This window comes from Roseofilum sp. KMC-1, from assembly GCF_057802075.1.
Genome location: NZ_CM173605.1, coordinates 565,222 through 586,823, shown reverse-complemented (window position 1 = coordinate 586,823; position 21,602 = coordinate 565,222). Strand labels below are relative to the sequence as shown.

The 21,602-nt window shown below is 45.8% G+C and carries 20 protein-coding genes; 10 read left to right on the top strand and 10 right to left on the bottom strand.

All coding sequences use genetic code 11. From position 1 onward, the window contains the following. Window positions 1-97 precede the first annotated feature (97 nt). Window positions 98-760, top strand: a complete 663-nt coding sequence (locus tag AC3FZD_RS02895; RefSeq protein WP_488738685.1) for a DUF47 domain-containing protein — start codon at window positions 98-100, stop codon at window positions 758-760. A gap of 34 nt (window positions 761-794) precedes the next feature. After that, window positions 795-2,282, top strand: a complete 1,488-nt coding sequence (locus tag AC3FZD_RS02890) for an inorganic phosphate transporter (protein ID WP_488738684.1) — start codon at window positions 795-797, stop codon at window positions 2,280-2,282. 232 nt (window positions 2,283-2,514) lie between these two features. Here AC3FZD_RS02890 and AC3FZD_RS02885 read toward each other — a convergent pair whose 3' ends face one another. The 3 genes from AC3FZD_RS02885 to ctpB form a co-directional block, all read right to left on the bottom strand. After that, complete coding sequence (locus AC3FZD_RS02885; protein WP_488738683.1) at window positions 2,515-2,883, bottom strand: clan AA aspartic protease; 369 nt, start codon at window positions 2,881-2,883, stop codon at window positions 2,515-2,517. Beyond that, entirely contained in the window at window positions 2,880-3,155 is a 276-nt protein-coding gene (locus tag AC3FZD_RS02880) for a hypothetical protein (RefSeq protein ID WP_488738682.1), read from the bottom strand. Before AC3FZD_RS02880 ends, AC3FZD_RS02885 begins: the two co-directional genes overlap by 4 nt. Window positions 3,156-3,316: 161 nt before the next feature. Further along, window positions 3,317-4,621, bottom strand: coding sequence for a carboxyl-terminal processing protease CtpB (gene ctpB / locus AC3FZD_RS02875; RefSeq protein ID WP_488738681.1), 1,305 nt, complete (start codon window positions 4,619-4,621; stop codon window positions 3,317-3,319). Between the two features lie 290 nt (window positions 4,622-4,911). On the opposite strand from ctpB, the gene AC3FZD_RS02870 reads away from it, so the two are divergent. The 7 genes from AC3FZD_RS02870 to AC3FZD_RS02840 all read left to right on the top strand — a co-directional run bounded on the left by AC3FZD_RS02870 (window position 4,912) and on the right by AC3FZD_RS02840 (window position 10,787). Continuing rightward, the gene (locus AC3FZD_RS02870; protein ID WP_488738680.1) at window positions 4,912-5,616 is read left to right on the top strand and encodes a YdcF family protein; all 705 of its coding nucleotides are present in this window, start codon (window positions 4,912-4,914) and stop codon (window positions 5,614-5,616) included. A gap of 50 nt (window positions 5,617-5,666) precedes the next feature. Continuing rightward, entirely contained in the window at window positions 5,667-6,287 is a 621-nt protein-coding gene (locus tag AC3FZD_RS02865) for a restriction endonuclease subunit R (protein WP_488740252.1), read from the top strand. Between the two features lie 152 nt (window positions 6,288-6,439). Beyond that, the gene (locus AC3FZD_RS02860; protein WP_488738679.1) at window positions 6,440-6,766 is read left to right on the top strand and encodes a DUF6825 family protein; all 327 of its coding nucleotides are present in this window, start codon (window positions 6,440-6,442) and stop codon (window positions 6,764-6,766) included. 94 nt (window positions 6,767-6,860) lie between these two features. Beyond that, window positions 6,861-8,546 (top strand): AarF/UbiB family protein, encoded by a 1,686-nt coding sequence (locus AC3FZD_RS02855; protein WP_488740251.1) that lies wholly within the window; start codon window positions 6,861-6,863, stop codon window positions 8,544-8,546. 86 nt (window positions 8,547-8,632) lie between these two features. Continuing rightward, window positions 8,633-9,385, top strand: coding sequence for a PP2C family protein-serine/threonine phosphatase (locus tag AC3FZD_RS02850; RefSeq protein WP_488738678.1), 753 nt, complete (start codon window positions 8,633-8,635; stop codon window positions 9,383-9,385). A gap of 222 nt (window positions 9,386-9,607) precedes the next feature. Next, window positions 9,608-9,787, top strand: a complete 180-nt coding sequence (locus AC3FZD_RS02845) for an NblA/ycf18 family protein (RefSeq protein WP_283768097.1) — start codon at window positions 9,608-9,610, stop codon at window positions 9,785-9,787. A gap of 121 nt (window positions 9,788-9,908) precedes the next feature. Next, window positions 9,909-10,787, top strand: a complete 879-nt coding sequence (locus AC3FZD_RS02840) for a universal stress protein (protein WP_488738677.1) — start codon at window positions 9,909-9,911, stop codon at window positions 10,785-10,787. A 10-nt stretch (window positions 10,788-10,797) separates the two neighbouring features. Here the strand turns inward: AC3FZD_RS02840 and AC3FZD_RS02835 are convergent, their stop codons facing one another. The 6 genes from AC3FZD_RS02835 to AC3FZD_RS02810 all read right to left on the bottom strand — a co-directional run bounded on the left by AC3FZD_RS02835 (window position 10,798) and on the right by AC3FZD_RS02810 (window position 17,284). After that, the gene (locus AC3FZD_RS02835) at window positions 10,798-12,438 is read right to left on the bottom strand and encodes a serine/threonine protein kinase (protein ID WP_488738676.1); all 1,641 of its coding nucleotides are present in this window, start codon (window positions 12,436-12,438) and stop codon (window positions 10,798-10,800) included. A gap of 228 nt (window positions 12,439-12,666) precedes the next feature. Continuing rightward, on the bottom strand, window positions 12,667-13,116 hold the full coding sequence (locus AC3FZD_RS02830; RefSeq protein ID WP_488738675.1) for a hypothetical protein: 450 nt from the start codon (window positions 13,114-13,116) through the stop codon (window positions 12,667-12,669). Between the two features lie 73 nt (window positions 13,117-13,189). After that, window positions 13,190-14,344 carry an anhydro-N-acetylmuramic acid kinase gene (locus AC3FZD_RS02825; protein ID WP_488738674.1) on the bottom strand — a complete coding sequence of 385 codons (1,155 nt, stop codon included), beginning with the start codon at window positions 14,342-14,344 and terminating at the stop codon, window positions 13,190-13,192. Between the two features lie 25 nt (window positions 14,345-14,369). Continuing rightward, entirely contained in the window at window positions 14,370-15,068 is a 699-nt protein-coding gene (locus tag AC3FZD_RS02820; RefSeq protein WP_488738673.1) for a potassium channel family protein, read from the bottom strand. Window positions 15,069-15,271: 203 nt separating this feature from the next. Continuing rightward, window positions 15,272-15,988: a circadian clock KaiB family protein gene (locus AC3FZD_RS02815; protein WP_488738672.1), complete on the bottom strand. Its 717-nt coding sequence runs from the start codon at window positions 15,986-15,988 to the stop codon at window positions 15,272-15,274. Between the two features lie 15 nt (window positions 15,989-16,003). After that, window positions 16,004-17,284, bottom strand: coding sequence for a type IV pilus twitching motility protein PilT (locus AC3FZD_RS02810; protein ID WP_488738671.1), 1,281 nt, complete (start codon window positions 17,282-17,284; stop codon window positions 16,004-16,006). Between the two features lie 235 nt (window positions 17,285-17,519). Between AC3FZD_RS02810 and wecB the strand changes: the two genes are divergently transcribed. After that, window positions 17,520-18,632: a non-hydrolyzing UDP-N-acetylglucosamine 2-epimerase gene (wecB, locus tag AC3FZD_RS02805; protein ID WP_488738670.1), complete on the top strand. Its 1,113-nt coding sequence runs from the start codon at window positions 17,520-17,522 to the stop codon at window positions 18,630-18,632. Here wecB and AC3FZD_RS02800 read toward each other — a convergent pair. After that, window positions 18,629-21,559, bottom strand: a complete 2,931-nt coding sequence (locus AC3FZD_RS02800) for an EAL domain-containing protein (protein WP_488738669.1) — start codon at window positions 21,557-21,559, stop codon at window positions 18,629-18,631. The genes wecB and AC3FZD_RS02800 overlap by 4 nt on opposite strands. Between the last annotated feature and the right edge of the window lie 43 nt (window positions 21,560-21,602).

Genomic DNA, 21,602 nt, shown 5'->3' with positions numbered 1-21,602 from the left:
TCGGGTATCTAAACCTGAATTGAGCAGATTGTGCAAGAATAATTCCCAAGCTTAATCAACTTTTTGACTGCTCTAGAAGAGTAAAATTTTAGCCGCTATGAATCACTCCTCACTCCCCCTATTTGGTAAAACCAAATTCATCGAAAATCAACTCAATGAATTTTTCGATCGCCTCTCAGAAGGAGGAATGTACTTTGAGATGGGTATGGTACTATACCTAGAGACCGAAGCCCTGACCCCAGGCTGTGAGGAAAAAATGCAACAAATTAACCAAGTAAAACATCGCTGTAATAACTTGCGCCGGGAAATTGAAGCCGAACTCTACACCGAAATGCTCATTCCCGATGCACGGGGAGATGTATTAAGCTTGCTCGAAGCCTTGTATTATTTAATTGGCTTAATTGGGGATAATTTCCAAAATTTAATAATTGAAGAACCGATTATTCCTACTCCCTATCATACTGATTTCAAGCAGTTAGTTTCCATGGCCGTTCAATGTTTAGAAACCATTGTTCTCACCTCTCGCGCTTTTTTCCGCGACCCCAGAACCGTCCGCGACTATGCCTATAAAGTGCGAGTTTATGAAGCAGAAGCCGATCAAATTTCCTTTCGCCTCAAACGGGAAATTTTTCGCTCCGTTTTACCTTTGGCCCATAAAACTCAATTGCGAGATGTCATTGATGTGATTGATGAATTAGCCGATGCATCCGAAGATGTGGCGGATAAATTATCTATTTATGCCATTAAACGAGCATTATAGTATTCCCCCATCCCCCCACTCCCCCATTATCATCATGGATATTATTACCGCTTTTATCTTCCTCTCCAGTGGACTATTTTTAGGATGGTCTCTCGGTGCTAATGATGCTGCGAATGTCTTTGGGACTGCCGTCGGTAGTCGCATGATTCGCTTTTCCACAGCCGCCTTTTTATGCAGTGTCTTTGTGATTTTAGGGGCAGTTATTGGGGGCGCAGGGGCTGCCGGAGGACTGGGGGAACTCGGATCTTTAAATGCCTTGCCGGGAGCGTTTACGGTAGCATTATCAGCCGCTATTACTGTGTTTTGGATGACTAGGTTAGGTCTACCCGTGTCTACCTCTCAAGCGGTGGTGGGGGCGATTATGGGTTGGAATTTTTTTAGCGGCGCAATTACAGATTTAGCCGTGTTATCGAAAATTGCCCTAACTTGGGTGGCTTGTCCCATTTTAGGGGGAATATTTTCAGCAATTTTATATCGCTTGATTGTCAGTATTATTAATCAAATTAAACCCCATTTATTGCAATTGGATTTATATACCCGTTGGGGGTTGATTTTAGCGGGTATTTTTGGTTCCTATGCCTTGGGCGCGAATAATATTGGTAATGTGATGGGGGTGTTTATTCCTTCATCTCCGTTTACGGAGTTCAATCTAGGTGAGACCGTGCGAGTGAGTTCTGTGCAGCAATTATTTTTACTCGGAGGGATCGCTATTGCCGTTGGTGTCTATACCTATTCTAAAGGGGTAATGATGACGGTGGGCGGGAGTTTAATGAAGTTATCCCCCATTGCTGCTTTTGTGGTGGTGGTTGCCCATTCTTTAGTGTTATTTGTGTTTTCTTCGACGGAATTACAGCAAACATTGATTAACCTGGGGCTGCCTCCGATTCCCCTGATTCCGGTGTCGAGTTCCCAAGCGGTGATTGGTGCAGTGATTGGTATTGGGCTATTACAGGGAATGCGAGGGGTGCGGCAAATTCGCTGGCGGGTTTTAGGGGAAATTGGATCGGGTTGGGTGGCGACTCCGGCGATCGCCACTTTAATCAGTATTATCCTCCTCTTTATTGTGCAAAATGTCTTTAACCAACCCGTTTATGAGGAAATCCACTTTCGCCTCTCCCAACCCGTGTTAATGCATCTGCAAAAGCAAGGTGTGCCCACTGTCGAAATTGCTCCCTTAGAAGGTCAAACCCTGACTAAACCGGTTCATTTCCGCACAGCCTTAAGACGAGTTGCTACCTTAACCCCAGAACAAGAATCTCAGGTAATAGCAGCAGCAGAACTTTATCCCCTACAAATTACCCCAGAAGCGATTAACAAGATTGATGCTCAAGCCTTAAGTCCAGACCAACTTTTAGGGATTCAGCGCTTAACCGGTCAATCCTTTGATTATAAATGGCAATTCCAACAAGCTCTAGCAGTACAAACGACCGCCTGGCAAAAACAACCGGGAAAAAAGCAGTTAGAAGACCAATTTCTTTATCTAGAAAAACTGTTTTATAGCGCTGGGAGCGGTAATGGGTAATAGGTATTGGTAACAAGTTAAGGCTGTAGGTGAGGGGGAGGCAATAGGCAATAGGGAAAATCTGGTAACACCCCTCAATAGTGTGAACTCATTAGTTAAACTCTAGCTGTGATGAAAGTCGTTCTTGCGCTTCAGAATAAGAGTAGACCATTATATCTCCACCTCAATAACTTGAATACCCTCACGTTTTGCAATGTCAACGAGATTTGTGTACCTCACCGATCATTTTTCTTTACTTCAAGGCTGTAATCGTAACAATACCACCCTCTATTGTCTGAATCCGCAAATCATAGCCTCGCAGTAGCTGCATCCCAATTAGAGGAACAGTTTCTGACTCATTAATGTCAATTGTGCGATACTGCCCATCCCAGATTACACTAGCAATGTAAACATCAAAGATACAGGAAGCTCCATCTCCCAATGTTGCAGTATCACGACCCTTCCAAGTCATGCCCAACGCCGCAATGATGCTAGAGGGCAAGGTTAAAAAGCCGGAGAATCCGGTATCAATGACTGCATCGACCAACTGCGTTGTGGAATGGTTTTTCACGACAACCGGCAGTATCGCTTCACAACTCTGATTCACCACCCCCTGCATCATAGAGTTTCTCTCAAACTCCGTGCGCCAAAATGGTAAACCGCCCGATGTCCAATGCGGATAAACCAAGTTTGGGCATCAGGATGCTTGGCAAGAAGAAGATCGGAGGCGGTCACAATATCGTCAGCCACCTCAAACGCTCCGGTTTCTATATCAATTGCGACAATTTTCCCATGATTTCCCTCTTCTACCTGGGAGCGCACCTGAGTTTCATAAATCTCATCGCCCCGTCGTGCAAATTCTTCTTTACTGTAGCGGGGTTGTCGAACTGTCATCAGCTTAACCTCGGTTTCAACAGTGTCTCTCCATTTTACCCTGAGCAATAATGAAGCAAGGTAAGGTTGGAAAAGTAGTTTAAAGGCTGAATTAAGCTGAAGCTAGTAGGGTGCTTTAGCAACAGCGTAATGCACCCTACTAGCTGCCGTGTAGGATTCAATCAATTTTCAAACGTCGTGGCTAAGGGCTTCGGAGACAATTGAGCCACTAAAGAGGCGATCGCCTGGGTATAATGGGGATCGGAAGATGTAGCTCGTAAACGGGCATTTTGCACCAAGCGTCGTTGATCTTGTTGACTCAACTCTATCGCTACATCTGGCGTAATCCCCGTTTTACTAATATCCGTTCCTTTCGGCGTGTAATAATGGGCGATCGTCACCGCTAATCCAGAGCCATCAGAGAGAGAATGAACCGCTTGCACCAAAGCTTTTCCAAAAGTTTTCGTCCCCACAATTTTAGCCCGACGATTATCTTGGAGAGCGCCGGTCAGAATTTCGCTCGAACTGGCGGATCTTTGATCGACTAAAACCGCTAAAGGACGTTGAGTTAGGGCAGTACGATTCGCTCGCACAGACTCCCGATGACCATTGCGATCAATGGTACTCACAATCGCCCCATTTTCCAGCCACATGCGGGCAATTTCAATACTCGATTCTAATAATCCCCCTGGATTCCCCCGCAAATCTAAGACAAATGCATCTACTTTTTGATGCTCTAAATCTTTAATCGAGCGCTCCATTTGCTCGGCTGCATGGGAACTAAACTCATCTAAACGAATATACCCCACCCGCAAAGAACCCTCTTGTTTCACTTCAGAATTCACAGAAGGAACTTCTACTGTTGCTCGCACTAACTCTAACTCAAAGGGCCCCCATCCCGGTCGGGTGACTTGTAGTTTAACTTTACTACCCACATCTCCTCGAATCAGTTCACTAGCTGCTTGTATGGACATACCCTCTGTAGAGCGACCATCAATGGCTAAAATGATATCCCCAGGAAGAATTCCCGCTTTGAAGGCAGGAGAGTTGTCATAGGGTTTAATCACGGTCAATCGGCGGGTTTGGGGATGAATTTCTAAGGAAATACCGACTCCGGATAATTCTCCAGAGGTTTGCTCGGTGAGTTGCTTAAACTGGTTGGGGTCAAGAAAACGGGTATAGGGGTCATTGAGCTGTTCTAAGGCAGCACGAATCGCTTTATAGGCTTGGTCTGGACTGGTATATTGGCGATCTAGGAGTTCCTGTCGCATGTTTAACCAGTCTACTTGATTAAAATTGGGGTCAACATACTCACGGTTTACAATTTGCCAGGCTTCATCCACAATTGCTTTGGGACTATCCTGTAGGGCTGCACGGACTGATTGACACCAGGCTGTACCAAGTAAAGATAAGGTTGCTGTGGTGGTAACTGTGCCCGTAAGCAACGCAATCTGAAGCGGTTTTAAACAATTTTTATACCAGTTCATTGGGATTAGCCGCGATCGAGGTTAGAGAGTGAGCTGTCCTAGTCTATCTTGATCTTCAGTTTTACCCATCAACCGATCCAGTGGGCAGGAATACTCGGTCGATCGAAGAATGCAAAATGCTTAAGGAGAACACTTTGATTCTACTTCAAGACAAATAACTCACTTTCCCTATTGTGTGACACTTTTCTCCAATTGCGACTAGGGAACATAACATAACTTTACATCGGCTCAGGAAAATGGCGATCGCCTATACTCAAATCCCATCCCTAGCCAATGTTATGGAGGTAGTCATGAAGATTTGGCCACGACTTAGTTCTCCTGTAGTGCGTCGTTGGTGGCACTTGGGTACTTGGGTACTCCTTAGCCTAATGATAATTGTTGGGATTAGGTGGGCGATCGCCACCTCCCAACAACTCTCTGCGGCTTCCCAATCCCCCCTCGATGCTTATTTAATGTTAGGAGGAAGTATTCGTCGAGAAGTACATATCACCCAAGTCGCTAAAGATCATCCTAATATTCCCATTTTAATCTCCCAAGGGGCAGACGATCCTTGTATTGTTCGCCTCTTTGAAGTTAATGCTGCCCCTCAAGATCGAATCTGGTTAGAACGTTGTGCCAATTCCACTTTTGAGAATTTTTACTATACTTTACCCATTCTTAAACAATGGGGCGTTCATCATCTGCAAATGATTACCTCTGCTCGTCATCTCCCCCGCGCCCAATGGTTAGGACAAATCATCCTCGGCAGTCATGGCATTTGGATGGAGACTTATACCGTCAAAGAAAAAGGAATTCCTGGCAATACCGAATCAGGATTAAAAACCACATTAGATGTCATTCGTAGCTTCATTTGGGCAGGAATTAGCCAATTTTATCAACCCACCTGTGACCAATTTTATCGTCTCGTCGATTCTAATTTACAAGAGTGGATAGACAAAGGATATGACTGCGAAGATCAATGGGATTTACGCCCTATTTTCAAGGATATGCCTTAAGTTAAGATAGGCAAGGTTAGAATCAGGATAAACACTTAGCAATCTATATGATGACTGAAGCCTTATCCGCACAAACGATCACTCTCAGAGACCTGATCGATCGCTTTGGCTTAACTTTAACCGAAGATGAAAACTTTTTCCCCGAATGGCAAGAAAATCTACCCGATATTTCTGCGAGCGATCGCCAACTTCTCGATAAAGTCAAAGCCGGTTACATTAACCTCCTCAACTATCCCCCCTTACTCGAAAATGTCGTTAGAATGGCGATTTTAGACCCCATCCTATTCATCGGCGACTTCTATATCTCCCCCTTCTATGTCAAAAGCGAAGAACCCATAGAGATTAGCGCCGAAGATGATGGCGTAATCATCAAGGGTCGAATTGATACCTTAATTTTGAGAGAAAAATTTTGGATCGTGGCGATCGAATCCAAAAAAGCCGCCTTTTCCATTGAAGAAGCGCTCCCCCAGATCCTCGTCTATATGCTCGCCAGTCCTCACCCCGAACGACCCTGTTTTGGTATGATTGCCACAGGAGGCAGCTTTATTTTTATCAAGCTTGTCCGGGGCGAACTCAACCGCTATGCCTTATCAAAAGGATTCTTGGTTCGCAACCCTGGGAATGAATTATACGAAGTATTACGGATCTTAAAGCGGTTAAGCCAGTTATAAGCCCTCGGTAATGGGGGATGGGGACAGGGCCAATTCCCCACTCCCCCATTCCCCCATTCCCCAACCTGACAATTCTGCCCATTCTTCTGTATTCTGAAAGGAACCAACGTTATTATAATTTTTGTAAACAAACTTGAATTGAGAATCCTTCCATGAGTAACAGCCCACTCCATGCCTTCTTTGTCGGTCGCGCCCTATCCGAGGCGATCGCCGAAGAAGTCGAATATACCCTAACTCACGCCCTCAGCAACTTCGGCAAAGCAGATGCAGAACAACAAGAGAGGCTGAAAAACTTCCCGCAAATGGTCTTAGACCGAGCCGCAGCAGCAGAATCTGCCGCCCGCACCGGCAATCCTGCCCCCACCCCTGGACAACCCAATACCCCTACCCGTGACCTGCAAGAAATCCTAGATGATTTGCGGGCCGAAATTGCCCAACTGCGTTCCGAACTGCAAAAATATCGTTCCCGTTCCACCTAAAACCCAACCCATCAATCGCCCACTGATGACTTCTGTATCTGCGCTCTCTGACCTATCCGACAACCCATCAGCCCTTTCTCCTTCCTCCAGTGCCATGGAACAAAGCTATAGCAGCAAATCCTATCGCTGGAATCGCCCCAAATATTCCCGAAACCGTCGTTTTCTGGATATCTGGAGTTTCTTCTGGCTCTTCTTAGGCTCTCTATGGCTCAATAGTAAAGCCTGGAGTTATCGCGGCGGTATGACCGAGGAAAAAACCCAAAAAAGACGGCGACAACAAGCTATTTGGATTCGGGATACCTTCCTCGATCTAGGGCCCACTTTTATTAAACTGGGGCAACTCTTCTCCACCCGTGCGGACTTATTCCCCCTTGAATATGTAGAAGAACTCTCAAAACTCCAAGACCGCGTACCGGCCTTTAGCTATGAAAAAGCCGAAAGCATTATCCGTGAAGACCTAGGCAAGTCGGTTCAAGACCTCTACCGTAGTTTTGACCCTATCCCCATGGCTGCTGCCAGTTTAGGCCAGGTTCACCGGGCCCAACTCCATAGCGGTGAAGAAGTGGTCGTTAAAGTGCAGCGCCCTGGTTTGCGGCAACTCTTTACCATCGATTTAGAGATTCTCAAGGGGATTGCTCGCTATTTCCAAAATCATCCCGACTGGGGAAAGGGCCGGGACTGGCTTGGCATCTATGAGGAATGTTGCCGCATCTTGTGGGAAGAAATTGACTATCTCAATGAAGGGCGTAATGCAGATACTTTTCGGCGCAACTTCCGCCAAGAAAATTGGGTGAAAGTGCCTAGAGTTTATTGGCGCTATACTTCTCCCCGTGTCTTAACCCTTGAATATGCTCCGGGGATTAAAATTAGTCAGTATGAAGCCCTAGAAGCAGCCGGACTAGACCGGAAACAGTTGGCTCATTTGGGGGCTAAAGCCTATTTAATGCAAATTCTCTATAGTGGTTTTTTTCATGCTGACCCCCATCCCGGTAATATTGCTGTCAGCCCGGATGGATCGCTGATTTTTTATGATTTTGGCATGATGGGCCAAATTCAGGCGGTTACTCGTGAAAAACTGTTAGATACGTTTTTTGGCATTGCCCAAAAAGATGGGAATCGGGTGATGAAGTCTTTGATTGCCTTGGGCGCACTGGCTCCCACGGGGGATACAGGGCCGGTGAGGCGATCGATCCAATATATGTTAGATCATTTTATGGATCAGCCTTTTGAAACCCAGTCAGTTAGTCAAATTAGTGACGATCTCTATGAGATTGCCTACGATCAACCCTTCCGGTTCCCAGCTACGTTTACGTTCGTGATGCGAGCTTTTTCTACCTTGGAAGGGGTAGGTAAAGGTCTTGACCCAGAGTTTAATTTTATGGAAGTAGCTAGACCCTTTGCAACAGAGCTTATGAATAGTGGAAATGGATCGCCAGGAAATGATTTGTTGGGCGAACTCAGTCGCCAAGCGACTCAGATGAGTAATACGGCTTTGGGATTGCCCCGTCGTTTAGAGGAGGCCCTCGATAAGTTGGAGCAGGGGGATATTCGCCTGCGGGTGAGAGCTACGGAGAGCGATCGCATCCTCAGACGTATCAGTAGTATGAGTTTGGTGAATACCTATGGTATTTTAATTAGCGGCTTGACGATTGCGGCGGCCATTTTGGTCAGTGCGAATAAACTAGGATTAGCCGTAGGGGTAGCAGTATTGGCGATCGCCTTGGCGATTATGTTATTCCGTCTGCTGCGGCGCATTAATCGTTTTGATCGACTCCCTTAGTCTAAAATCCCCCGCCAGGGGTTACAATCAGAGGGGAGAAATCTCTTCATACCCATCCCTTACTTACTGTTGTGGTCAGCAAACTTATGAAACGCATCTTCACGGGTCTAACTGATACGGGGCGAGTCCGTTCTGTCAACCAAGATGCCTTCTACAATGACCCGGAAGGTCGATTTTTTATTGTTGCTGATGGTATGGGTGGCCATGCTGGCGGTGAAGAAGCCAGTCAGTTGGCGACCAAAACCATTAAGGAGTATTTGTTAGCCCATTGGGACTCCGATAAGTCTTCCGATCGCTTGTTGAAGGCGGCCCTCTTAAAAGCCAATGATGCCATTATTCAAGACCAGCGCCAACATCCCGAACGCTCGGATATGGGAACTACAGCCGTAGTTCTCCTGTTTCGTAGATCCCTAGAGCAGGAGAGGGAAGAACCTTGGGTAGCTCATATTGGTGACTCCCGTCTCTATAGACTGAGAGGCCATAATCTACAACAGATGACTCTGGATCATACTTGGGTCGCTAAAGCTATGGCTTCAGGAGTTCTCGACCCCGAACAGGGACGGACTCATCCCTGGAGGCATGTGTTATCCCAGTGTTTAGGACGGGAAGATACTCAAGATGAGGATATCGATGTAGATTGGATCGAGTTACAAGGGGGCGATCGCCTCCTGCTCTGTAGCGATGGTTTAACCGAAGAACTCCCCGATGGAACCATCGCCTCTACCCTCAAATCCATTCGTGCCTGCGACTTGGCGGGACAAAAATTAATTGAACAGGCAAAAGAAAAAGGCGGACGGGACAATATTACGGTCACTATTGTTGTCCTCGAAGGCGAGTAGGGATTAATTCCCCCATCCCCCATCCTCCCCCATCCCTAGACGAAAAACTAGGGATTTGTTCATCATGAGCATTTTTACAGGGGTGAACTTGCTAAAACATCATCAAGGCAGAAACCAATGTGGGCAATCTGTCAAATATTTGTTATATTTCGTAATATGAAGCAGAAGTAGAACACTTCTCGCTCTTCTTAGTCCTACTGAATCTAAATTGAGGAGTCTTCAATGAACGAACCCATGCAACTCTCCCTAGAACAACAATTTAGTCTTCGGTCTTTCCAAACCCAAGTCGAAAAGATGAGTCGCGAGCAAGCTCAAGAATTCCTCGTCAAACTCTATGAACAAATGATGTTGCGAGAAACCATGTATCAGCAATTTATCAAACATGAGTGGGGTTTAGATTAAGCAGAACTTATCGTATCTATTCAGAAGTAGAAGCTCAAGATTTGTTCGTTTTTAGGTCTAACTCCCTCTTGAGAGTGTTAGGGTAAGGGTAGATTCACACCTCGGTATTACACTTACCCCTATGTTCAAGCGTGCTTTAATCTCGACGGATTTATCTGATGGGTTATATCGTCTTGTCAACTCAGTGCCAGCTCTAGCTCAAAGTGGTTTAGAGCAAATTGTATTTACCCATTGTGTTGCCTTAGAAGGAATCATTCCTAAAGCAGATAATGAAAAGATTGAATGGGCAAAATCCCGCTTATCTGTGTTGCGGCCGAATATTCCTGATAGCCTAGAAATTAAGGGTGAAGTTGTTCCTTCAGTAAAACCCCATGAAACAATTCTAGATGTAGCCAAAAAACACAATTCTGATTTGATTATCATGGGAGCCAATATTCATACTCTCATGGATGAACAAGTTTTTGGTAGTACCAGTCACAGTTTAGCTGAACATACGGATATTCCGATCATGATTTTGCGTCCCCAACTGGTTTCAACCTATACCTCTGAAGAATTAGATCTGCGGTGTCGTTATCTATTTCGGTATTTAATGCTCACCTATGATGGCAGTCCGAGCGCTCAATACTTGTTGCAACGAGTCAAAGACTATGCCAAAAATCGGCCAGAAAACTCTCTACAAAAGCTGCTACTCGTCTGGGTTGTGGATGAAGGGAGTCGGCGAGAATATAAAGATGTGAATTATGAATTGGAAAAAGCGCACACTGAGCTGGAAAAAGTAAAGAAAGACTTATCGAGTCTCAATTTAGAAGTGGAGCTTGAAGTGCGCCAGGGAGAAATTATTCCTCAAATTTTTGAGTCGGCTTTAATACATGATATTAGTGCGATCGCCGTTTCCTCCAATCGTAAAAATCCCATCTTAGAGTGGTCATCACCCAGTGTGAGTAGCCAAATCTTGCGTCGGAGTTGGCATCCGATTATTTACTTCTCTCCTAAACACTAACCCGTAAACCCTAAAAGGAAGAATCTGGAACTCCAGCTTCCAACTTCATCATAATTTGGGGTTGGAGTTTCTCAAACTCTTTTTGCAGTAGTTCCTTACTACGGGTGGGTTGACCCCCAGCCAGAGAGTCACTGCTACTCGCCCAATCTTGTAGTCTTTGCCGTTGGGAATAGTTAACATCAATATTAATGACATCAGCACAACGGCCGGGTTCTTCTAAGGCAAAAAACAATAAGCAGTAATGCCCTGTATGGGCTAATAGATTAGCTAAACGTTTACCCTTATTACTTTTGAGATCCATATAATATCTCAACCATCTGGGCCCCTGTTTGGGGTCGTATAAAACGGTGAGCCACAAAATCATGGGATGGGGAGAAACAGAATACAAGAAATTTTTATAGGTTTTATTGTAAAGTCGGCTAATTTGTCGCTTTTCAATTTCCTGTTTTTTGAGCATTGCCCATAAGGTAACCACGGATTCTTTAGTCTTGGTTTGCAAGACTTGGGGAAAGACAATTTGAGCTAGGGGTTTACCTTTTGGCCAAGTTTGTTCCCAACAGATCATATCAATGGCAGGTGTGGCCTCAATCACTTGCAATTTTCCGGGATCTTTTCTAGGGCTACGGTTAGGAGAAACTTGGGTTGGAGAGGAGGGTTTAACGGAGGCAGAAGAATCGACAGGGGTAGAAGAGGCTTTTTGAGCGGATTGGGAGGTAGGGGAGGGTTGCCTGCCATTTTCGGTAGGCTTTGGGGAGCTGTGGAGATTTTTGTGATCTTTTTCTAACTGTTCTAGGGTTTGGACGATTTCTCGCGCACTCTGGGGTCGTTCTTTGGGTTGTTTGGCTAAACACCGGAAAACTAAACTTTTCAGCTCTGAAGGGAGTTTGAGGTAAGGGGAAACGGATTCAAAGGAGCGGGGGGGTTGGAAGTGATGAGTTTTATACCAAGCCCCGAAAGTATGGGTTTCTGCGGTGAGGGGCATATGGCCGGTGAGCATTTGGAACATCATCACCCCTAAGCTGTAGAGGTCGGAACTGCTGGTGAGTTCTTTGCCTTCCATTTGTTCGGGGGAGGAATAGGCTAAAGTTCCCATAAAACAGTTGGTTTGTCCGGCTGTTTCTTCTTGGAGCAGTTTGGCAATGCCAAAATCAAGAATTTTCACCAGTTCTCCAAAACTGGGATCTTGGCTGACGAGGATATTACTGGGTTTGATGTCTCGATGGACGATGGGAACGGTTTTGCCGTCTTTTTGAATGCCTTCGTGGGCGCATTGTAAGCCGAGGGCAATTTGTCGGGCTAGACTTAAGAAGCGTTCTAGCTTGATGTTTTCTTCGCGGATGACATCGCTGAGGCTGTCTCCTTGGAGATATTCCATGACATAAAAGGGGATTTCGTCGGTTACGCCATAGTCCATGACGCGGACAATGTGGAGGCTATGTTGTCCGAGGAGGGCGCAGGTGGTGGCTTCTCGCTCGAAGCGATCGCGCATTTTTTTATTCAGTAAGGCTTGGGATAAAAATTTAACCGCTACCAAGACTCCGCCTACTCTTGCATCCTTGGCTAGGTAGACTTTCCCCATTGCTCCCTTACCCAGGAGTTCGACAAGCTCATAGCGATTAAATAGAACACGGCCAATATTGGGGTCACTCATTAGACGTTACACCGGAATACTCGAATGAAATCGAATTATTTAGTATAGTCGAGGACGGTATCGGTAAGGAGAGCAAATGCACCTCATCCAAATTCTGCTGATCCTATCGGGTTTTACCGTCTACTCTAAATTCATGGGCTGATTCAGAGTGTTGCTTGGATAGTTAAGGGTTTCCAAGATTTCCACCTTTACTTTCAATTGTAGCTTGAGTTCGCAAAGGTTCTTTGATTAGCTTTCGGTTTGCCTTTCTAGTCGAGCTTCCATGGCGCTGGTTAGGTAATGTCCTGCCATGACTGCACTGGAGAGATGATAGGTGTCGTAGTCAATGCGATAGAGGGTTTCAAAGCTACTGCGCCGTTCTTTGTCTCCGAGAACCCAATAGCGCTGAATGATGGAGTCGGGAGCTACCCAACCTTCTCCTTCGACTTTTCCCAGGACGCTGTGTTGAAGGACAAAGGTATATTGGCGTTCGCCACTGTCGAGGCGGCCTTTATACTGAAAGGAGATGGGGGAGCGATCGCTGTCGGTAAAGGTGAGCTTCATAACCATGGTAAACCAGTTATCATGAGACCACCGCACTAAGGTTGCCCCTCGGATGGCGATCGGCAGGCCATCTTTTTCTAGCCAGTTTCCTTCGAGTGTCCAGCGTCCGGGTTCCATTAAGAATGTATGAGCCACTTCGATCGCCTCTAAATCCTTGTCTCAGATCGTTTCTAGTCTTAAGCAACACTGCTTATGATCCTGCGAGCGATCATAACATTGTTGTCCGATTGGTTCCAACCGGGTGCAACTGTCCCAAAATTTGCCAAGAGTTGGCTCCTGTAACTTGGGGTAGATTACCAGGAATACCGAGATGATGCCAATAGCCGAGGACGGCAAAGGCGATCGCCTCTTTAAACTCGGCATTTAAGCCCATTTCCTCTGTGGTGAGGACTGCTATGGGATTGAGGTGGTGTTGAATGCGGTCTTTCAGGTACAGATTACGGCTTCCTCCCCCACACAGTAGCACGCGATCGGGCATCTGGGGAAGAAATTGGCGATAGTTTTGCACGACTGAAACGGCGGTAAACTCTGTTAGGGTGGCGAGGAGATCGGTATCGGAGAGATGGTAAGCTTGGCTCTGTTGCCAACAGCGCTGCCAGAATTCTAGGCCAAAGTATTCGCGGCCGGTGGATTTAGGGGGCGGTTGCTGAAAATAGGGGTCTTCCATCCACTGGTTGACTAAGGGTTGGCAGGGGGTTCCTTTGGCGGCCCAAGCGCCTTGATGATCGTAGCGTTGAGCGCCCTGGGTTAACTGTTCCACGGCTAAGTCTAGGAGGCTATTTCCCGGGCCGGTATCCCATCCCCGCACTTGGTCTAGGTGTTGATGGCTGTTGGCGGGAAGATAGGTTAGATTGCCAATTCCGCCTAGATTTTGGATACATTGGCTGTGGGTGGGATGGCTGAGGAGACAGGCATCTACGGGGGGGACAAGGGGGGCCCCATGGCCACCGGCAGCGATATCGGCCTGGCGAAAATTACTGATGGTGGGGATACGGGTATTGTAGGCGATCGCCTCTCCCCGTCCCAGTTGCAGGCTATAACCGAGTCCTCCACTGGGGGGACGATGGAAGACGGTTTGCCCGTGGGAGGCAATCAGTTGAGCTGGGGGATGGCTCTGCTGTATCTTGAGGGCTGCTTGGCTAAAGGCTTGGGCAATCCGGTCATCAAGGGTGGCAAGTTGGGGAAGGGAGAGGGCTGCGCCAGAGGCGATCGCCAAAATTTCCTGTTGCAATTTCTCCGGATAAGTATAGGTTTCCCCTGCCACTAAATCCACCTTTAAATCATATCCCTCCCCTGAAATCTCCACCAGCGCCGTATCAATTCCATCTGCTGATGTCCCACTAATTAAACCAATAATATACATGATTTTTCTACTGCCTTTTAAGTTCCTAAATTGGCAACCGATTAATCGCCTTATTTTGGCCAATCAACACCATTGAATCCCCCTTTTCCATCCGTTGATTGGCTTTGGGATTCACCTCTAACTTATTCCCCTGATGATTAATTGCGATTACCGTCAATCCATACTCATTTCTTAACTCTAACTCTAAAAGAGTTTTCCCCGCGAACTCTTCCGGAACCAACAATTCCACTATGCTATTATCTGGATCGAGTTCTACCCGCTCCAAGATGTTCGGTTTTGTCAAAGAAATAGCCAAATTACAGCCCATCTCATATTCCGGAAAAACCACCCAATCCGCTCCTACCTTATTAAGCAGTTTCTCATGAATTTTAGAAGAAGCTTTAGCAACCACAAATTTCACACCAGCCTCTTTCAAATTCAACGTGGCAATTACACTTTCTTCTACATAATTGCCGATGCTCACGATTACGGTATCAAATTCAAACACCCCTGCCTGTTTAAGTGCCACGGGATCAGTCGCATCCAAGGACAAAACATGGGTAGCAATTTGACTATTGATTACCTGATGCACTTGCTGTTCGCTTGAATCAATTCCCATAACTTCATACCCCATATTATACAGGGTTCCACAAACCGCTCGCCCAAACCGTCCTAACCCAATAACGGCAAACTGTTGATTATTTTGACGCAGGCGACGAAACCACCCGAAAGACTCTTTTTTCACTGCACGATATCCCCTGAGTAAATATGGGTACTCTAGATTCCAAGTTTAATGTATAATGCTAAAAACTTTAAATTAATAGTGTACCTCATAGCCGACCTTTTGATATCCCTGAGATCTAAAGCACTATGAACAGGCAGTTCAGGATAATGTATTTATGCTTGTCTATAAAACTCTAAAAAACTGAAAAGTGCTGTATCAATGTTCTAATGAATTAAGCGAATGAGTTGTTCTTGATGTTCAATTTCTCCCACTAAGCGACGCATGGGTTGGGGCCAAACCCGGAGCAAGGTAGGAGTGGCTAATACTTGGTCTTGTTCAGCGCGATCGGGATGTTTGAGAATATCAATCACTTTCAAAGTGTAGGGTTGAGAAAGGCTTTTTTCTAAAAATGAATGCACTTTTTGTAAAAGACGCTCGGTAGTGTTGTGATTTCCAGAGACAAATAAGCGAAAGATGTAGCCATGGGGGTTGAATTCTTCTAAGGATAAATCGGGTGGAGTCTCTTCTAGGGAGCGGTTTTGCACTCGCACTACCCAGTCGTGATCTTCCCAAAGTTGAGGAAATTGCTCATAGTAGGAGGCGATCGCCATGGGATCGCACAATTCAGGGGCTACAGATGCGGGTTTCCACTCTACCTCTAGGCCAAATAGGGCATTTAACAGAGGAGCATAATGAAAGACTAGGGGATAAGCTTCGGCGACACAATGGATCTGTTGGGTTTGAGGATCGAGCCACCGATCCAGGGTTGCCGTATAACAAGGGACTAAAAAATGAGGGGTAGCACCGAGATCCAAGAGGCTTTGTAATTTAGCGCATAGATCGATATGCCATCGATTCTGCTTACTCGGATCGATACAGTAAACGATGTCCCCCCCAGGTGTAAATAAGGCGATCGCCTTAAATGGCTCAGAACCAACCATGTCTCTCAATCTGACTTAGATCCGACCTCGGAGGAATTGAGCCATTTCATTGGGTGTAGGCGATTTCTCTAGGGCCGTTTCTTCCGTGATTCGCCCCTCTTGATAGAGATTATACAGAGCCTTATTCATAGTCGTCATCCCTTCAAACTCTGACCGGAGCATGATTTGGGTAATGGACTCCAGGTCATTTTTGATCACATATTCCTTGACCGCATCCGTCGCGATCATGATGTCATGGAATGCCGCCCGCTTACCATCTGTTGTTTTACACAGACCTTGAGCAATAATCGCCACTAAGGACTCCGACAAAGAAACCCGCAAGGCGGGCTGTTCTGCCGGGGGAAACATCCCCATAATCCGCTCAATGGTTTTAACTGCACTATTGGTGTGCAAGGTTCCCATGACTAAGTGACCGGTAGAAGCCGCTTTCAGAGCAATACCCATAGTATCTTTATCCCGGATTTCCCCCACCAGCATCAAATCCGGGTCTTCCCGGAGAGCCGCTTTCAGGGCATTCTGAAATTCGCGGGTATGGCGGCCGACTTCCCGGTGTTTCACCAAAGATTTCTGACTCACATGGACAAATTCTACCGGGTCTTCAATCGTGATAATATGGTAAGCCATATTTTTATTGATGTAGTCAATCATAGCCGCCATCGTGGTAGATTTCCCAGAACCCGTGGGCCCCGTCACCAGAATCAGTCCTTTGTGATAGTGACAGATATCCTTGAATACTTCTGGGGATTTCAACTGTTCCATCGACAAAATAGTTGAGGGAATCAAGCGCAAAACCATAGCCGGCCCGGCCAAGGAATCGAAGACATTAATCCGAATTCGCACAAAGCCAAAATCAAACGCACCGTCAAAATCTAGGTGGCCTTGGAATTGACGAATTTCTTCATCCGTCATACATTCTCGCAGCCAGCTCATGAATGTATTCAGGTCAGTTTTGGGATATTCCAAACCGGTAATCTCACCCCGTTTGCGAAACCGGGGAATCTCATTGACTCCTAAGTGAAGGTCAGATACCCCTTCTTCATTGGCTCGTTTGACTAATTCTTCGAGGGTGGGATTGCCAGGACTGGGCCCAGATTTGGGAGTCGAGCGCTTGGCGGCTGCGGCTTTAGGGGCGGCTCCTGGAGGGGGCGCGGCCTTCGCCTTGGCTGCCTGTGGATTCATAGGCATGGTTCGGGCCGACATTTGTTGGGTCGCTCCATCAGAGGCGGCTGTGCGCGGTGGAGGCGCTGGGGGACGAGGGGGAGGAGAGGGAGGAGTTTTCTGGGGGGATTGGGTCATAACCAAGTCCTGTTGAATACATCAAAAGTATAGGAAAATTATAGAGCTTCGGACATCGGCGATCGATGCATCAAAATATTAAGGTGTAAGATGGCATCCAAGGGGGTGTGGTCTGAAGAACTGTTGAACTCATTGTACTCTTTAATTTTTAGGTTTACCGTCATTATGGGTCAGCCCAAGGGAGACCAGCTCATTTCCATTGTACCCCCCTTTTTCTGTTCTGTCTGTATAAAATATGTCTAAAAATTGGCGAATTGGGATTATTGTGGGCACTCGTCCAGAGGCCATTAAGTTAGCGCCTGTGATTGGGCAATTTCGCTCGGCCCCAGAGTTGGACACTCAAGTGATTTTAACCGGTCAACATCAAGAGATGGTGGCCCAGGTGATGGAATTGTTTGGGCTGAGGGCCGACCATGATTTGGAGATTATGCAGCCGAAACAAACCCTTACGGATATTACTTGTCGTAGTTTGCAGGGTTTAGAGGCTCTGTTTGTAAAGTTGGGATTAGATTTGGTGATGGTACAGGGAGACACAACGACGGCTTTTGCGGCTACGTTAGCGGCATTTTACCAAAAAATTCCCGTTGCCCATGTGGAGGCTGGATTACGCACAGACCAGCTTTGGAATCCCTATCCAGAGGAGGCGAATCGGCGGTTAATTTCCCAGTTGGCGAGTTTACATTTTGCCCCCACAGCCTTAGCGGTGGAGAATTTACACCGATCTGGAGTAGTGGGGGAGATTTATCAGACGGGAAATACGGTGATTGATGCCCTTTTGAAGGTGGCTGAATCTCAGAGTGGGTGTGAAATTGGGGGGTTAGACTGGTCTAGATATCGGGTGTTATTGGCGACGGTGCATCGGCGGGAAAATTGGGGAGAGCCGCTAGAGGCGATCGCCAAGGGATTTCTAGAAATTTTAGACCAATTTCCCGATACGGCCCTAGTTTTGCCTTTACACCGTAATCCCACAGTACGCGAACCCCTCCAGCGAATGCTCGGCAACCGCGATCGCATCTTTTTAACGGAACCCTTAGATTATGCCCAATTAGTCGGGGCGATCGCCGCCTGTCACTTCGTCTTAACCGACTCTGGTGGACTTCAGGAAGAAGCCCCCTCATTAGGCAAACCCGTCTTAGTGCTGAGGGAGACGACCGAGCGTCCAGAGGCGATCGTCGCCGGAACCGCCCGCTTAGTCGGCACAGAGTCCCACTCTATCTTCAACGCTGCCTCCGAACTCCTCTCTCAACCCGACCTCTATCAGCGTATGGCAACCGCCATCAACCCCTTCGGAGATGGCCATGCATCAGAACGCATCCTAGAGGAAGTCAGGAAATTCCTCAAACCTTAGAAAACCGGATTTCGCTCTAACAGTTCCCTCGCCGCCTCCTGCTCCAAGGGTTTCGCAAACAGATACCCTTGTCCATAATCACACCCCAATTCCTTCAGCTTCTGCTGTTGTTCCACCGTTTCCACCCCCTCAGCCACCACTCGCATCGACAAACTATGGCCTAAATTTACAATCGATTTCACCAACTCCCAATCTTTTTCCACCTGAGAATGTAAAGGAATAAAAGATCGATCGATCTTCAGAGTATCAATCGGAAACAACTGGAGGCGACTTAAACTCGAATGACCCGTACCAAAATCATCAATACAAAGATTAACACCTAACTCTTGCAGTTGGCATAATTGACGCACCACCGAGTCCATATTTTCCATCATCAGCCCCTCCGTAATTTCCACTTGGAAATAGCTTGGTGCTAATTGGTAGCGCTGCAAAGATTGAATAATAATATCGACTAAACCGGCTTGGGCAAACTGGCGACCCGCCACATTCACATTCACATAAATTGGCTCTAATAATAACCCCTCCTCTTGCCACTGCTTAATTTGTCTACAGGCTTCATCAATCACCCACTCTCCTATAGCTACAATTAAACCCGTAACTTCCGCCAAAGGAATAAACTTACCGGGACTAATCACCTGATTTTCCTGTGTTTTCCAGCGAATCAACGATTCAAATCCACTGATTTTTCCAGTAGTTAAAGCAATAATCGGTTGATAGTATAAACAAAACTCCTGCCGCTCGATTGCCCGGCGTAAATCCATTTCTAATTGAAATTGACATTCATCCACCGAACGCATGGTACTATCAAACAATTGATGATGATTTTTCCCCTTGCGTTTAGCATGATAAATGGCCGTATCTGCATCTTTGAGTAAACGTTCCGCATCCTCATAGACCAAACCGGTAGAAGCATGATGAGATAAAACAATGCCTATACTGGCGCTCATAAACACTTCATGACCTTGCACCCAAAACGGCTCATGGGCTAGGGCCTCTTCCATGGTATCGGCTAAGTCCATAATTTCCTCGTAATTCTGGATTTCTGGAATCAGTACGGCAAAATCATCACCATTTAATCGAGCCACAATCCCACAATTTGCCACATAGGTTTCTAACCTTCTAGCCACACTAATTAACAGTTGATCGCCCACAAAATGACCTAAGCTATCATTAATGATTTTAAACCGATTTAAGTCAATCATTAAAATCGTGAAGAAATGGCCCGGTTTTTGTCGAACTTGAGTTAAATACCCTTCTATTTTCTCCATCAAAGCTGAACGATTTAACAAACCGGTTAATGGATCATGAAAAGCATGGTATTCTAGAATATCTTGAGCTTTCTTGCGCTCGGTAATATCTTCAATCGTCCCTTCTAAGTATAACAAATGACCGTGATTGTTTCGCACCGCATGACAATTTTCAGAAATCCAGATTTGGCTTCGATCCGAGCGATAAATTTGATATTCAAATCCTAAAATTTCTCCCTTTTCTTCAATTAGGGCGATCAACCTATCTCGCTGTTCTGGTTCAACGTAAATCTGGGCTTTGATATTATTAATCTTTTGCATGATATCTTCAGGTGAAGCATAGCCTAGAATTTTAGCAAAAGCAGGATTAACATTAATAAATTTTCCGTCTAATGTGGTTTGAAAAATACCCTCAATGGCATTTTCAAAGATACTATGATATTTCTTTTCCGCTTTGATTAGAGCTTCTTCAGTTTCCTTTAGTTCTGTAATATCTGTGCCTGTTCCCATCAACTGAACGGCTTCTTTTTGGTCATCTTTTTGCACTGTTCCCCGCAGCAGAAACCAGCGAGTATGTCCATTTTTATGAATTAATCTTTGGGTTATTTCATAGGTTTTTATTTCTGCGCTTATCGCCTTGTTGATTTGTTGGACAAAGTTTATTTTATCTTCATTATGAATTTGTTCTGACCAATCTTTTACATGGGTTATATGATCTTCATTTGCATATCCCAATAATTGCTGTAAACTGGCATCTAACTTAAATTTATTTTCGAGAAAATCCCATTCCCAAATACCAACCCTTCCCGCTTGAGTTGCCAATTCATAGCGCTTTTGACTTTTTTGTAGAGCTTCTAAAATGGTTTGACGCTCAGTAATATCTAAGCTGATCGATTGCGTGCCGATAATCTCCCCATGGGCATTGTGTATGGGAGTTTTAATCACATGAAAATACTGGGGGCGATCCCTAGGAGTAAAATACTGAGCATCAACGAGATCTAATATTTTTCCTGTTTCTTGAACCCATTGATCTTGGTCAATAATTTTTTGTGCTAACTGGGGAGGATAAAGTTGATCTAAGGATTTACCGATCGCCTCATTGCTTTCCTCTCCTATGGTTCTCAAAAAGGCTTGATTAGTGAAGGTTAATTTGCCTTCGCGATCCACTCGATAGATAATTTGGGGTAAAAGATCGGCTAGGGATTGATAATAAACATGGCTTTCCCGCAGGAGTTCTTGAAGGAGGAGATTAAAGCTGGTGAGTCGATCTAAACTTTTATCTAAGGAATTTTGAGTGGTTTGCAGTTTACCGAGCAGTAGTTTCTTTTGATCTTGGCTATGACCGATGAAAAAGGCGATACTAAGGGCTAGAAATCCAGATAAACTGAATTCTAGGGGGGTATGGGGAAAAAAAGAGCGATCGCCAGGAACGAGAAGGTAATAGATTAGAGTTAAATTGACCAAACCTGCACTGGCTAACCCGACGCGCAATCCTCCCCAATAGGAAAGCATCACCAAGGCAATCAGGAGAAGGATTAAGGGATGAATCTGCTGTAAAATTGGAGTGTTGGTGCTATCTAAAGGGGTGAATACTAACGCAGACAACAACAAGCAACTCCATAAACCCAAAGCTGACAAAGTTACCCTAATCTGATGCAAGTTGTATAGGCGTGGTTTCACCTGAGCCTCCTAGCTGAATTGAAAAAGCCGGAGTAAATGGAGG

Excerpts from the sequence above, each read along its gene's own strand:
- AC3FZD_RS02895 (WP_488738685.1), top strand. The coding sequence starts at position 98 with ATGAATCACTCCTCACTCCCCCTATTTGGTAAAACCAAATTCATCGAA.
- AC3FZD_RS02890 (WP_488738684.1), top strand. The coding sequence starts at position 795 with ATGGATATTATTACCGCTTTTATCTTCCTCTCCAGTGGACTATTTTTA.
- AC3FZD_RS02885 (WP_488738683.1), bottom strand. The coding sequence starts at position 2,883 with ATGATGCAGGGGGTGGTGAATCAGAGTTGTGAAGCGATACTGCCGGTT.
- AC3FZD_RS02880 (WP_488738682.1), bottom strand. The coding sequence starts at position 3,155 with ATGACAGTTCGACAACCCCGCTACAGTAAAGAAGAATTTGCACGACGG.
- ctpB (WP_488738681.1), bottom strand. The coding sequence starts at position 4,621 with ATGAACTGGTATAAAAATTGTTTAAAACCGCTTCAGATTGCGTTGCTT.
- AC3FZD_RS02870 (WP_488738680.1), top strand. The coding sequence starts at position 4,912 with ATGAAGATTTGGCCACGACTTAGTTCTCCTGTAGTGCGTCGTTGGTGG.
- AC3FZD_RS02865 (WP_488740252.1), top strand. The coding sequence starts at position 5,667 with ATGACTGAAGCCTTATCCGCACAAACGATCACTCTCAGAGACCTGATC.
- AC3FZD_RS02860 (WP_488738679.1), top strand. The coding sequence starts at position 6,440 with ATGAGTAACAGCCCACTCCATGCCTTCTTTGTCGGTCGCGCCCTATCC.
- AC3FZD_RS02855 (WP_488740251.1), top strand. The coding sequence starts at position 6,861 with ATGGAACAAAGCTATAGCAGCAAATCCTATCGCTGGAATCGCCCCAAA.
- AC3FZD_RS02850 (WP_488738678.1), top strand. The coding sequence starts at position 8,633 with ATGAAACGCATCTTCACGGGTCTAACTGATACGGGGCGAGTCCGTTCT.
- AC3FZD_RS02845 (WP_283768097.1), top strand. The coding sequence starts at position 9,608 with ATGAACGAACCCATGCAACTCTCCCTAGAACAACAATTTAGTCTTCGG.
- AC3FZD_RS02840 (WP_488738677.1), top strand. The coding sequence starts at position 9,909 with ATGTTCAAGCGTGCTTTAATCTCGACGGATTTATCTGATGGGTTATAT.
- AC3FZD_RS02835 (WP_488738676.1), bottom strand. The coding sequence starts at position 12,438 with ATGAGTGACCCCAATATTGGCCGTGTTCTATTTAATCGCTATGAGCTT.
- AC3FZD_RS02825 (WP_488738674.1), bottom strand. The coding sequence starts at position 14,344 with ATGTATATTATTGGTTTAATTAGTGGGACATCAGCAGATGGAATTGAT.
- AC3FZD_RS02815 (WP_488738672.1), bottom strand. The coding sequence starts at position 15,988 with ATGGTTGGTTCTGAGCCATTTAAGGCGATCGCCTTATTTACACCTGGG.
- AC3FZD_RS02810 (WP_488738671.1), bottom strand. The coding sequence starts at position 17,284 with ATGACCCAATCCCCCCAGAAAACTCCTCCCTCTCCTCCCCCTCGTCCC.
- wecB (WP_488738670.1), top strand. The coding sequence starts at position 17,520 with ATGTCTAAAAATTGGCGAATTGGGATTATTGTGGGCACTCGTCCAGAG.